Here is an 11,859-nt window from a genome sequence, read left to right as displayed (position 1 = left end):
ATCGGGCCGGCGGGTCTATCGGGTGGCGGTGACGTTCAGGTCATCGAGCAGGCGGCGGACGCGGCGTTCGATCTCGTCGCGGATCGGCCGGACGTCGGCCAGGCCCTGGTCGGCGGGGTCGTCGAGGTCCCAGTTCTCGTAACGGGTGCCAGGAAAGACCGGGCAGGCGTCACCGCAGCCCATGGTGACCACGACGTCGGCGGCGCGGACCACCTCGTCGGTCCAGGGCTTGGGGAACTCGTCGGTGATGTCGATGCCGCGCTCGGTCATCGCCGCGATCGCGGCGGGGTTGACCTCGATGCCGGGCTCGCTCCCTCCGGACCACGCCACGGCGTTGTCGCCGGCGAGGTGGGTGAAGAAGCCCAACGCCATCTGGGAGCGGCCGGCGTTGTGCGTGCAGAGGAACAGCACCACCGGCCGGCCGTCGCGGTGGTGACCCTCGACCCGGGCGAGGGCGCGCAGGCGCTGGCGGGCGAACCGCTCCGCGAGCAGCGGCAGGTAGTTGGGGATGCTGCCGGCGGTGGCGAACTGGTCGTAGCTGGACTGCAGGAACCGCTCGATCGTCTCGGCGCCGTAGATGCCGGCGAATTCGGCGGCGAGGCGTGTGGCCGCGGTGCGCAGGGCGACCTGCTGGTCGACGGAGATTTCCTGCAGCGGGTGGGGGCTGGTGTCAGTCACGGTGCTCTCCCGGATCCACGGCGGGGGTGATGACGGGGGCGACGCGGTCGACGCGGTCGGCGAGGTCGGCGAACGCGGCCTCGAACGCGTCGTCGGTGTCGGCCCGGACCGGGTCGGGCACCGACCAGTGCAGCCGGGGCCGCACCGGCCCGGTGAGTTCCTCGTGGGCGTTGTCGCAGACGGCGATGACCAGGTCGTCGTCGCGCACGATGTCGGCGACGTGAGAGGTGCCGGTCGGGTTCAGTGCCAGCCCGTGGCGGCGGGCGACGGCGACGGCACGCGGGTGGACCCGCTGGGCGGGTTTCGTTCCCGCGGACGCCGCTGCGGTGTGGGTGCGATCCGACCAGAGGGCGGCGGCCAGTTGCGAGCGGGCGGAATTGCGGGTGCACACGAACACCACGCGCCGCACCCCGGTCAACGGCGCCGGGTTCAGCGCGGTCAGGGCCTCGGGCCGCAACCGCAGGTAGGTGCGACGCCGGTCGCCCTCAGACCGATCCCGAACGACCAAGCCTGCTTCGGTGAGGACCTTGACGTGGTGGGCGATGAGGTTCGTCGGCATCTGAAGGTCCTGGGCGATCTCTCCGGGGGAGGCGTCGCCGAGGGTGAGCGCGTCCACGATCGCCAGGCGCGCCGCGTCGCCGAGCGCGGCGTGGATCCGGGCGCGCCCCTGCAGGGAAGCAAGCTCAGTAATCATTGACTCAATGATTACTGAGCAAGCCCGCGAGTGTCAAGCGGGGGTAAGTGAGAGCTACCTGGCGGTGCGCGGGGTGGCCCGGCCGATAGGGCTGACCAGCGTCAGGCCGGACTCACCTGATGATCCGGGGTGGTGCCGCCCTTCATGGGGCAGCTGGCCGCCGGTGACGGCTGGCCGATTGGCGGGTGTTCGCCTTGTCGGAGTGAATCGGGTCAGCAGCAGGTTTTGAGGTAGGACTGCAGCTCGGCCAGCGCTGCCTGCGCGCCGTCGCGGTCCGCCCGGTAGTAGACCGTCTTGCCGTCGCGCCGCGAGGTCACGACCCGCCCCCGGCGCAGCAGGGTTAACTGCTGCGACGCGGTCGCCTGGCTGATCCCGATGCGCTCGGCAACGTGCCCGACGGACAGCTCGGCGCCTTGGGCGAACAGCATCATGATCCGTTGGCGGGTGGGGCTGCCCAGCGCCTTGAGGAACTCCTGGGTATCCGGCGCCAGTCCGCTCGGGCCTGCGGGAGTCGCCGTCGCGGGCGGGGTCACCTGCGAGGGCGTGGGCTCATCCATGCCTGCCACCTTTCCCCACCACGGTCATATTGTCATTCAACGAAATGACGATACGATGAGGAGGTGACCACCTCTGGAGAATCTGTGATCATCGTCGGTGGCGGCCAGTCCGGCCTCGCCGCCGCTCACGCCGTCCTGGCTGCCGGTCTGCGGCCCGTCGTCCTGGAGGCAGGCGCCGAGCCGGTGGGTTCGTGGCCGGACTACTACGACAGCCTCACCTTGTTCTCCCCGGCCCGCTTCAGCGCGCTGCCTGGCCTGGCGTTCGGCGGGGGTGATCCCGAGCGTTACCCGAGGCGCGACGAGGTCGTCGCCTACCTGCGTCGCTACGCCAGCGGCATCGACGCCGACATCCGCACCGGCGTACGTGTCGCCGCCGTGCGTCAACGCCCCGGCGGCGGCTATCTGGTGCGCACCGACAGCGGCGACGAGATCGCGGCGGCGGGGGTCATCGCGGCCAGCGGCTCGTTCGGAAACCCGCACCTGCCGGCGTTACCTGGTCTCGGCGACTACACCGGCGAGGTGCGCCACGTCGCGCAATACCGGCGGCCCGAGACGTACGCCGGCAAGCGGGTCATCGTGGTCGGCGCCGGCAACTCCGCCATCCAGATCGCCCACGAACTGGCGCCGATCGCCCGGGGCACCCTGGCCACCCGGGCGCCAATCCAGTTCGTGCCGCAACGCATCCGCGGTCGGGACCTGCACCACTGGCTGCATGCCACGAGGGCGGACCGCCTCCCGCGCGCGGTGCTCACCCGCCTGATCCGCCATGCCGCAGTGCTCGACACCGGCGTCTACCGCGACGCCATCATGGGCGGCCTGCTAACCCGCCGGGACATGGTCACCGCCTTCACCCCCGACGGGGTCAGGTGGCCCGATGGTGCGTCCGAGCCGATCGACGCGGTGATCCTCGCGACCGGCTACCGCCCGAACCTCGGATATCTCGCCGCGCTCGGCGCCCTCACGCCTGCCGGTATGCCCGAACACGTCGGTGGAGTCTCCACCACTCACCCCGCGCTGGCCTACCTGGGGCTGGAGTTCCAGCGGTCGTTCTCGTCGAACACCCTGCGCGGCGTTGGTCGTGACGCCACCCACGCCGTCAGGGCCCTGGCCGAGCACCTGCGCAGCGGCGGGCGCTGGGCGCGGCTCACGCGACGGCGGCCGGCTCGACGCTGAGCAGTCCGGCGAGCTGGCGCAGGATGGCCGGCCGGGCCCGGTAGTACACCCAGGTGCCGCGGCGTTCGGCGTCGACGAGGCCGGCCTCGCGCAGCGTCTTGAGGTGGTGCGAGATCGTCGGCCCGGTCAGGTCGAACGCCGGGGTCAGGTCGCAGACGCACGCCTCCCCGCTCTGCGCGGAGGCGATCATCGACATCAGCTGCAGCCGCACCGGGTCGCCGAGCGCCTTGAACGCCGGCGCGAGCACCGCGGCGGTCTGCGCCGGCACCGGGCTCTGCGCCAGCGGCGGGCAGCACGGCGTGTCGGCGGTGAGGTCGATGACGGGAAGCGACGCAGCTTGCTTTGACATGCCTCTAGGTTGACAGGTGTCTAAGCAGCGTGCAACTCTCTGATTCGACAGACGTCAAGACAGGCGTCGTGGAAAGGGAGTCGTCATGTTCGGCACAGCACGACGCACGGCGAAAGCCCAGGCGGGAGCGCGGTTCTGTGACTCCTGTGCGCGGGTGTCCACCGCGGCGCAGCGGGCGCAGAGGCACTTCGACCAGATCCGTGACAACGCCTACGCCCTGATCGGCGCCCGGTAACCCTGATCGAAAGGTTGTGTGATGAGCGAGAACACCCAGATCAGCCCCGCGACGGCCGGCGGGTTCGCCGGTGATCCGGGCGCCGCCCTGGCCGTAACCGGTTCCGGTTCCTGCTGCGGCAGCCCCGCGCAGGCGGTCGGCTCGATCCTCCCGCCCGACGGGCACTCGGCGACGGCGGGACCGTGCTGCGGCACTCGGCAGGCCGCCGAAGCGGCCAGCTCCTGCTGCGGCACCGAGGCGAAGACCGAAGCCGTCACGACGGGTCAGGGGTGCTGCGGATGAGCGCCCCATCGGGATCGGCCGCCCACCTGGACGCGATCCTGCCCCAGGTGTCAGCCGAGCGGATGGCCGCCACGGTCTCCGCTCTCGCCGCGGATGACTTCACCGGCCGGCGGGTCGGCACCGCCGGCGGCGCCGCCGCCCGCGCCTGGCTCGTCGCGCACCTTGCCAACCTCGGCGCGACGGTCGACACCGACGACTTCCCGGTCCGCAACGTGCCCGAGCTGTACGCGGCGCCGACCGTCGTCTGGGGCAAAGGTGACACCTCGACGCGGCTGACCTTCGGCCGCGAGGTCGCGGTCCACTGCGCCTCAGCCGACACTTCTGAGGTCAGGCGCGGCCCGTTGGGTGTGGCCGGCAGCGGCGACCCGGCCGGCCGGTGGCTAGTGGTGCCCACCGGCGGGAACCCTCTCGATGCCGCCCGCGATGCCTCGGGCGCCGCGGGTCTACTGCTGAGCCGGGCCGTCGATGCCGACGGCTGGCAGTACACGGTCCTCGCCGGACCGGACCCGGGACCGCTGCCCATCCTGACCCTCGACGCGGGCACCCACCGCGCCGTCCTGGCCGCCGTCACCGGGAAGGGCTGGTGCAGCGCAAACACCCCGCTACGCCGCCGCGACGTCACCGGCACCAACATCCACGCGAGGTTCCCGGCGGCGCAGGCGGGCGGGATCGAGGTGTTGCTGACCGCTCACTACGACGGCGTCGGCGACCGTCCCGGTCTGCGTCAGCCCGGCGCGTCGGACAACGCCAGCGGCGTCGCGGTAGTCCTGGAAGCCGCCCGAATTCTTGCCGCCGCCCGCCCTGTGGGGGTCGGGGTGGGTGTCGCGCTGCTGGACGCCGAGGAGGTCGGCGCGCTGGGCTCGGCCCACCACAGCCAGCAGCTGCAGGCGGGCGACGTTCGGCCGCTGGTCATCAACGTCGACGGCGCCGGGCTGCTCGACCAGGCCGCCGCGGTCGAGGCCGGCGGGCCGGCCCACGCGCTGCTCGCCCTACTCGATCAGGCCGGGCGGCACACCGGCCTTCCGCTCGCCGCCGGGCCGGTCGCCTCCGACAACCGCCGCTACGCCGCCGCCGGTCTCGCCGCGGTGGGCATCGGCGCCGGCATGGCCGGCTACCACAGCCCCGCCGACACCCCAGACCGCGTCGACCCGCACACGCTCGAAGCGATCGCCCGCCTCGTCGTCGCCACCGTCTGTCTCGCCGCTTCCACGCACGCTACAGTTTCATCGTCGATCGGCGATAAACGATAGAAGGGTGGGGTTGTGGACGAGTTGCTCGACCGGAGCACCGCGCAGCAGTACGCATCGTGGTTCCGGGCCCTCGCGGACCCGACCCGGGTCCAGATCGTCGAGTACCTCGCCCGCCATGCCCGACCGATGAACGTCGGCGAGATCGTCGCCGCGATCGGCCTGGCCCAGTCCACCGTCTCCCAACATTTGAAGATCCTCACCGACGTGCGGTTCGTGCTCGTCGAGGCGGTCGGCACCGCCCGGCACTACCGGATCAACGACGCCTGCGTCGACTGCTTCCCCTCCGCCGCCGACGTCGTCATGGGCCGACCCGCCCCCCACCCGAACGGAGCCTGCTGATGGCCGACATCACTGTTCGCCCCATGACGGCCGGCGACGCCGCACGGGTGCTCGCCATCTACCAGGCCGGCCTCGACGGCGGCGACGCCAGCTTCGAGACCACGGCGCCGACCTGGGCCCAGTTCGACGCCGGCAAACTGCCCGAGCACCGCCTCGTCGCCGCCGACGACACGGTGTTCGGGTGGGTCGCCGTCTCACCCACCTCCGCCCGCGCGGTCTACGCCGGCGTGGTCGAGCATTCCGTCTACGTCGACCCCGCCGCCCGAGGCCGCGGCGTCGCCCGCGCGCTCTTGGAGGCCCTGATCGCCTCCACCGAAGCCGCCGGCGTCTGGACCATCCAATCAGGTGTCTTCGGCGAGAACACCGCCAGCCTCCACCTGCACGAACGCGCCGGCTTCCGGGTCATCGGCGTGCGCGAGCGGGTCGCCCGCCACCACGGCCGGTGGCGCGACGTGATCCTGCTGGAACGCCGCAGCCCCGTCATCACCTGACCCACCCTCCCCTCAGGCGCATGGCCGCCGTCTACCTGTTTGATTCGACAACTCTCGACACAGAGGAGATACCTGATGAGCACCCTGGATGACCTGCCCGTCGTGGTGATCGGCGCCGGCCCGGTCGGCCTGGCCACCGCCGCGCACCTGCACGAGCGTGACCTGCCGTTCCTCGTCCTAGAGGCCGGCGACACCCCCGCCGCCGCAGTGCGGCAGTGGGGACATGTCCGGGTCTTCTCCCCCTGGCGGTACAACATCGACCCCGCCGCCCGCCGGCTCCTCGACGACGCCGCCTGGGTCGCCCCCGACCTGGAGGCCCTGCCCACTGGCGCGGAACTGGCCGGCGACTATCTCCAGCCCCTGGCGGAGTTGCCGCAACTCAAGCCGCACGTGCGCTACGGCGCCCGGGTCGAGGCGATCAGCCGCGTCGGCCTGGACCGGCTGCGCACCGCCGGCCGCGACAGCACGCCGTTCCTGATCCGCCTCGCCGACGGCCAGGAGGTGCTCGCCCGCGCGGTCATCGACGCGTCCGGGACCTGGGGCACTCCGAACGTCCTCGGCGCCTCCGGCCTGCCAGCCCGGGGTGAGGCTGACGTCGCGGCGCACCTCGAGCACGCGCTGCCTGACGTCCTCGGCGCCGACCGGGACCGGTTCGCCGGCCGGCACACCCTCGTCGTCGGCGCCGGTCACTCCGCCGCCAACACCCTGCTCTCCCTCGCCGACCTCGCCGCCGAACATCCAGGCACCGCCGTGACCTGGGCAATCCGCACCACCTCACCGGCGCGCACCTACGGCGGCGGCGACGCTGACGCCCTCCCGGCACGCGGCGCCCTCGGCTCCCGGCTACGCGCGCACGTCGACGCCGGCCGGATCCGCCTGCTCACCGGCTTCGCCGTGCACGCCCTCACCCCCACCGACGGCCGGGTCAGCGTGGTGGTGCGGCACGCCGACGGCAGCGAAGAGTCCATCTCCGTGGACCGGATCGTCGCGGCGACCGGCTTCCGGCCCGACCATACGATCGCCGCCGAGCTGCGCCTCGACCTAGACCCGGTCATGGGCGCCACCCGCGCCCTCGCCCCGCTGATCGACCCCAACGAGCACTCCTGCGGCACCGTGCCCCCACACGGCGTCAACGAGCTCACCCACCCCGAGCCGGGCTACTACGCCGTCGGCATGAAGTCCTACGGGCGGGCGCCGACGTTCCTCATGGCCACCGGCTACGAGCAGGTCCGCTCCGTCGTCGCCGCCCTCGCCGGCGACTGGAGCGCCGCCCACGACGTCCAACTCGACCTGCCCGAAACCGGGGTGTGCAACAGCAACCCGGACGTGTCCGCCAACGCCGACAGCTGCTGCGGGCCAGCCCCGGCCACCCCGAGCTCCGGACGAGGCCTGGCCACCGGCATCGCCGGCGGGCTGCGCGCCGCACCCTTGAGCCTGCTCACCCTCGACGCCGCCCCCGCCGACGCGCAAACCGGCGGCTGCTGCAGCAGCTGATGCCCACCACCATCACGGTGCCCGCCGACGCAGCCGTCGGCGGGCACCACCGGTGGCGGATCGTCGCCGCCCTCGCCGTCACCTCCACCATCGGCTACGGCACCCTCTACTACGCCTACGCCGTCCTGCTCACCCCGATGGCCGCCACCCTCGGCACCTCCACCACCGCGGTCACCAGCGCGCTCACCGCCTCGGTGCTCGCCGGCGCGCTCGCAGCGATCCCCGTCGGCCGGTGGCTGGATCACCACGGCGGACGCGCGCTGATGACCACCGGCTCGATCACCGCCACCGCCCTGCTCGTGGCGTGGTCCCAGGTCCACACCATCGGACAGCTGTACGGAGTGATGATCGGCATCGGGATCACCGGCGCGATGGTCCTCTACGAACCCGCCTTCGCCGTCATCGTCGCCTGGTTCACCCCCGACCGACGCGCCACCGCCCTGCTCGCCGTCACCATCGTCGCCGGATTCGCCAGCACCATCTTCATGCCCCTGACCGGCGTCCTTGCCGCCCACCTCGGCTGGCGCGGCACGTTACTCGTCCTCGCCGCCGTCCACGGCGCGGTAACCGTCCCTTTGCACGGACTCACCATCCGCCGGCCCCCACCGGCAGCAACGACCAAGCCCGCGAGCCCGACCCGGCCAGGACACCCCCAGCGGCGCGCCGTCGCCCGGGCCGCGATGCGCGACGCCCGGTTCTGGATCCTCGCCGCGACCCTGATCGCGCACGGCGCGGCCACCAGCACCATGACCGTGCACCTCATCGGCTACCTCATCAACCGTGGACATCCCGCCACTGTCGCGGCCACCATGACCGGACTGCTCGGCGTCCTGTCCGTCACCGGACGACTCGTCCTCACCGCCGCCCGAAGACGCCTGCGCGTCACCACCATCGTCGCCGCGGTCTTCGCCATCCAAGCCTGCGCCGTGCTCGCCATGCAGCTGCTCGCTGGCACCCGCACTGGCGCGGTCATCACCGTCGTCGGCTTCGGACTCGGCTTTGGTATCACCAGCCTCGCCACCCCCGCCATGCTCACCGACCGGTACGGCACCACCGCCTACGCCACCATCGCCGGACGACTCACCGCACCCGTCACCATCGCCAAAGCCACCGCACCCCTCGCCGCCGCCACCCTCCTGCACACCACCGCCGGATACACACCCCTGCTCACCGCCGTCGCCGGATGCTGCGCCCTCGCCGCCATCGGCATGCTCACCCGCACCACCACGTCACCCACCCCTGTCAGCTAGACGGAGTACGCACGACGCCGGCGCCTTGCCATCTGCCAGAGCGAGGAGGGCGAGCTTCGCCGCCACCGTGCTCAGCCCTAGCCCGATTCGGGGGCGCTTGGCTCCACAAAGCCCGCTCCGTGGCGCAGGTACCGCGGCATTGCGGTACGGCTATGCCTCCCAGCCCTCCTGCCAGGAAGGCAGGACAAGGTGTTTCCCCAACTCGGCGACTCGAAGAGCCACACTGATTACGAACTGGTGGCAGAAGTCGAACTCGCTGGAGCTGGGCGCGTATCTCTGGCTCCGCGAGACCTGGCGTCCAGCGCCGGTGTAGAAGAGCTCGGGTGTGAGTTGTTGAAACCGGTGATACTCCCGGAAGTCGATCCTCAGGGCGATCATCCGCAGGGCGCGCTGCCCTTCGGACGTCACCCGGGTCATCCAATCGATCTGTTCGACTAGTCGCTCCTGTGCTCGGCTAAGTCCCGCGTAGGGCCGTTCCACAGAACGAACGGCTGCCTCGATACCTCCCCGGCTCATAGGGCGGGAGAGTCGGGGACCAAAGGTGAACGCTGGGCCACTGAACCCTTGGGGATAGATGTGTTCATGCACCAACTGGTCGAACGCCTCTACCAACAGCGCCATGGCCTCTGGGCGATCCCCGGCGATGTGGGCATCGACCGCTGCCCTAACCTTCGCTCGCGCTTCAGGTTGGTGGATGAGGTCGGTCATATCGATACCGCTGTACTCGAGACCGAACACCTTGGGCGTGTTGTCCTCGAAGAACGCAGCGACGTCGGCGCGGGCCTGTTCGATGGCTGCGAGCCCCGGCATCTGCCCGACGTGCTTGAACCCGTTACGGAGGCGGTTCAGCCGGTCCATCCCCACCTTGCCGGATAGATCCACACCACCGCTGAGCTTCTTCGGTTGCAACTCCGCCCAGTACTTCATGAACTGAATGTGGTCGGGGAGGTTAGCACCGAGGTGTTCGCCTGCCAGGACCAAGAAGTGCTCCACGGCGTCGTGAAACGACAGGACGCTGGTGAAGGTCATCGGCTCCGGCAGATGCGTCTGGTCAACGCCCTGTTGGTGAAGCAGGCGGATGAACGCGAGCGGTGCCATGGTCTGCGGGTCGATCGTCGGGGGAATCATCGGTTCCTCGATCTGATGCGGTTGACGACCGGAGGGTACGTGCACGGTCTGACACAGCCGGATACCTCCGACCCGTTACCGCAGATGGAAAAGCGCCTACCGGCAACGGCTCCGTCGGGCTTGTACGCCGTCGTCCGCTGAACACAGTGCGGACATGATCCAAGCAGGGACTGACGCGCAGGTCATCGGCTCCAGCGGCAGGCTCGCGTGTGACGCGGGAACGGTGACGCTCGAACTGATCACCTCGGATAGATCGGGGACTTGTCAGGCTGTGCCGGTGGCCATGGAAGCCCTCGCTGTTCGACGGCCAGTGGGTGTGACTGACCAGTGAGGGCTGCCAGAGCGGTGGCGACATCCTGGATGTCGGCTTTGATGTACATGGTGGTAGCGGGTCCGCGGCTGTCGGTGCGTCCGGCGTAGGCGCGGGCCACACCGTAGCCGAAATGCCGCTCCACCCAGGTCAGGGTGGTGTGGCGCAGCCAATGCGTGGAGATCCCCTGGGCGGCGACCCACGGCAACTGCCGGCCGATGCGAGCCCACAGCAGGTCGTAGCGGCGTTAGGTGGCGGGTTAGCGGTTGCGGTAGCGCAGCAGCGCGTCGGTGGGCAGCACCACCTCACGGGCACGGGCGTGCTCTGCAAGACGGGCAGCGAGCGCCGGCGTGATCGGCTGCCACCGTTGCGTGCCACCCTTCTCCGCCAACCGGATCAGGGAGTGCGCGGTGTCGAGGTCGATCAGGCGCAGTGCCAGGGCGCCGCCGCGTCGGCAGGCGGTTTCGGTGGGCAGCCGCAGCAGCAGGGCGTCGAGGATGATGTCGTTGCCGCCGCGGCGGACGGCCCGGTTGATCTCCTCCAGCTCGTGCGGGGTCAGGGCGCGGCGGGTGTTGGGCTGCCGGCGGGGTTTGCGCACCCCGTGGGCGGGGCTGTCCACGGCCGCGAGGTGACCGTCGGCGATGGCCCGGTTGTAGAAGGCACGGGCCGCGGCCATGAAGTGCTCCCCGGCGTGCCGGCCCAGGCGGGATTTGCGCCGGGACCGGGCGCCGGCGGTGGATGGCACGACACGCACATCGGTGCGGGTGAGGTCGGCGGGAGTGAGGCCAAGGTGCTCCAGCAGCGCCCTTGCCGTTGCGACGCGGTCCGGGTCAGCGGCCATCGGAGTTGTTCCTGAGGATCCGCGCGTGCAGGTCCGCCAGCGCCTCGGCGATGGTGTGTGAGGCGTGCACAACAAGCAGATTCCGACCCGGGAGGGCGGCCAGGAGCACCGGTTCACCCGCGGTGATGCCGCAGAGGTAGCGGGCGGCGGCCGGCAGGGGCAGTTCCTCGCGGGTGCCCACGACGTGCGCACCGGCTGGCGTCGGGGTGATGAGGATGGCGGCGTGCACGACGTCGACGTGTAGGGCGAGGCAGGGGAGTCCAGCCCAGAGCGCGCAGCAGCGGGCGAGCGGTGACCCGCCCAGCGGCATCCGGACGGGCCACATCGAACAGCACATCGGTTGTCTGGCCAGCGGGTGACGGCAACGTCGGCAGGGCGCCGATTCCGGCGGTGTGACCGGCAGCGGGACGGGAATGAGCGCCTCGACGATCTGCTCAACGTCGCGGTGTGGGGGGTGCGGTCGGCGGCTCATGACCGCCGCCAGCAGAGTCGCACCGATATCAGCGCAGCAGGAACCGTCCCCCGATGGTCGCTATACGCGTGGGTGCTTGTCTTTGGTGAATGATTCGCGGAGACCGGTTGATCTCTCGCGAATCCCCACAAAAACTGGTGTCCGAGGGGGGAGAATACATATTTAGAGCATCCACGCTTAGCGTGGGTGTTCATGCATTCAACTTACCAGCTCACGGGACTGAGACAAAGCATCCCACCCCAGCTCCTTGATAGGGCGGCCATGACAGTGCTGTGAACTCTCCACAAAAAGTCGAACCAAACTACTGGCTCGATGA

15 protein-coding genes are annotated in these 11,859 nt (G+C 70.6%); 8 read left to right on the top strand and 7 right to left on the bottom strand.

Features of this window, described 5'->3' with window-relative positions; all coding sequences use genetic code 11:
- Positions 1-15: 15 nt before the first annotated feature.
- From O3438_RS00310 to O3438_RS00300, 3 genes are all read right to left on the bottom strand, one after another.
- Positions 16-678, bottom strand: coding sequence for an arsenate reductase ArsC (locus tag O3438_RS00310; RefSeq protein WP_332367438.1), 663 nt, complete (start codon positions 676-678; stop codon positions 16-18).
- The gene (locus tag O3438_RS00305) at positions 671-1,372 is read right to left on the bottom strand and encodes an arsenate reductase/protein-tyrosine-phosphatase family protein (protein ID WP_269677953.1); all 702 of its coding nucleotides are present in this window, start codon (positions 1,370-1,372) and stop codon (positions 671-673) included. The genes O3438_RS00310 and O3438_RS00305 overlap by 8 nt, the downstream gene beginning before the upstream one ends.
- 212 nt (positions 1,373-1,584) lie before the next feature.
- On the bottom strand, positions 1,585-1,929 hold the full coding sequence (locus O3438_RS00300; protein ID WP_269677952.1) for an ArsR/SmtB family transcription factor: 345 nt from the start codon (positions 1,927-1,929) through the stop codon (positions 1,585-1,587).
- 63 nt (positions 1,930-1,992) lie between these two features.
- Between O3438_RS00300 and O3438_RS00295 the strand changes: the two genes are divergently transcribed.
- Positions 1,993-3,102: a flavin-containing monooxygenase gene (locus O3438_RS00295; protein WP_269677951.1), complete on the top strand. Its 1,110-nt coding sequence runs from the start codon at positions 1,993-1,995 to the stop codon at positions 3,100-3,102.
- Here O3438_RS00295 and O3438_RS00290 read toward each other — a convergent pair.
- On the bottom strand, positions 3,074-3,451 hold the full coding sequence (locus O3438_RS00290) for an ArsR/SmtB family transcription factor (RefSeq protein WP_269677950.1): 378 nt from the start codon (positions 3,449-3,451) through the stop codon (positions 3,074-3,076). The two genes, O3438_RS00295 and O3438_RS00290, sit on opposite strands and share 29 nt — an antisense overlap.
- Positions 3,452-3,536: 85 nt before the next feature.
- Between O3438_RS00290 and O3438_RS00285 the strand changes: the two genes are divergently transcribed.
- The 7 genes from O3438_RS00285 (at position 3,537) to O3438_RS00255 (ending at position 8,792) form a co-directional block, all read left to right on the top strand.
- Entirely contained in the window at positions 3,537-3,686 is a 150-nt protein-coding gene (locus O3438_RS00285; RefSeq protein WP_269677949.1) for a hypothetical protein, read from the top strand.
- A 21-nt stretch (positions 3,687-3,707) separates the two neighbouring features.
- On the top strand, positions 3,708-3,968 hold the full coding sequence (locus tag O3438_RS00280; protein WP_269677948.1) for a hypothetical protein: 261 nt from the start codon (positions 3,708-3,710) through the stop codon (positions 3,966-3,968).
- On the top strand, positions 3,965-5,218 hold the full coding sequence (locus tag O3438_RS00275) for a M28 family metallopeptidase (protein ID WP_269677947.1): 1,254 nt from the start codon (positions 3,965-3,967) through the stop codon (positions 5,216-5,218). Before O3438_RS00280 ends, O3438_RS00275 begins: the two co-directional genes overlap by 4 nt.
- Positions 5,219-5,230: 12 nt before the next feature.
- Entirely contained in the window at positions 5,231-5,557 is a 327-nt protein-coding gene (locus O3438_RS00270; RefSeq protein ID WP_269677946.1) for an ArsR/SmtB family transcription factor, read from the top strand.
- Positions 5,557-6,048 (top strand): GNAT family N-acetyltransferase, encoded by a 492-nt coding sequence (locus O3438_RS00265; protein WP_269677945.1) that lies wholly within the window; start codon positions 5,557-5,559, stop codon positions 6,046-6,048. The genes O3438_RS00270 and O3438_RS00265 overlap by 1 nt, the downstream gene beginning before the upstream one ends.
- Positions 6,049-6,123: 75 nt before the next feature.
- Positions 6,124-7,542 (top strand): FAD-dependent oxidoreductase, encoded by a 1,419-nt coding sequence (locus O3438_RS00260; protein ID WP_269677944.1) that lies wholly within the window; start codon positions 6,124-6,126, stop codon positions 7,540-7,542.
- Positions 7,542-8,792, top strand: coding sequence for an MFS transporter (locus O3438_RS00255; RefSeq protein WP_269677943.1), 1,251 nt, complete (start codon positions 7,542-7,544; stop codon positions 8,790-8,792). The genes O3438_RS00260 and O3438_RS00255 overlap by 1 nt, the downstream gene beginning before the upstream one ends.
- Before the next feature lie 150 nt (positions 8,793-8,942).
- On the opposite strand, the gene O3438_RS00250 is transcribed toward O3438_RS00255, so the two are convergent.
- The 3 genes from O3438_RS00250 to O3438_RS00240 all read right to left on the bottom strand — a co-directional run bounded on the left by O3438_RS00250 (position 8,943) and on the right by O3438_RS00240 (position 11,396).
- The gene (locus O3438_RS00250; protein ID WP_269677942.1) at positions 8,943-9,920 is read right to left on the bottom strand and encodes a hypothetical protein; all 978 of its coding nucleotides are present in this window, start codon (positions 9,918-9,920) and stop codon (positions 8,943-8,945) included.
- 569 nt (positions 9,921-10,489) lie between these two features.
- Positions 10,490-11,071, bottom strand: coding sequence for a hypothetical protein (locus O3438_RS00245; protein ID WP_269677941.1), 582 nt, complete (start codon positions 11,069-11,071; stop codon positions 10,490-10,492).
- A complete protein-coding gene (locus O3438_RS00240; RefSeq protein WP_269677940.1) occupies positions 11,061-11,396 on the bottom strand; it encodes a hypothetical protein in 336 nt (111 codons plus the stop codon). Before O3438_RS00240 ends, O3438_RS00245 begins: the two co-directional genes overlap by 11 nt.
- Positions 11,397-11,859 lie beyond the last annotated feature (463 nt).

The organism is Micromonospora sp. WMMC250 (genome assembly GCF_027460215.1).
GTDB lineage: Bacteria > Actinomycetota > Actinomycetes > Mycobacteriales > Micromonosporaceae > Micromonospora > Micromonospora taraxaci.
Note: the sequence above shows the minus strand (reverse complement) of the source record. Positions and strands in the feature narration are given on the sequence as shown.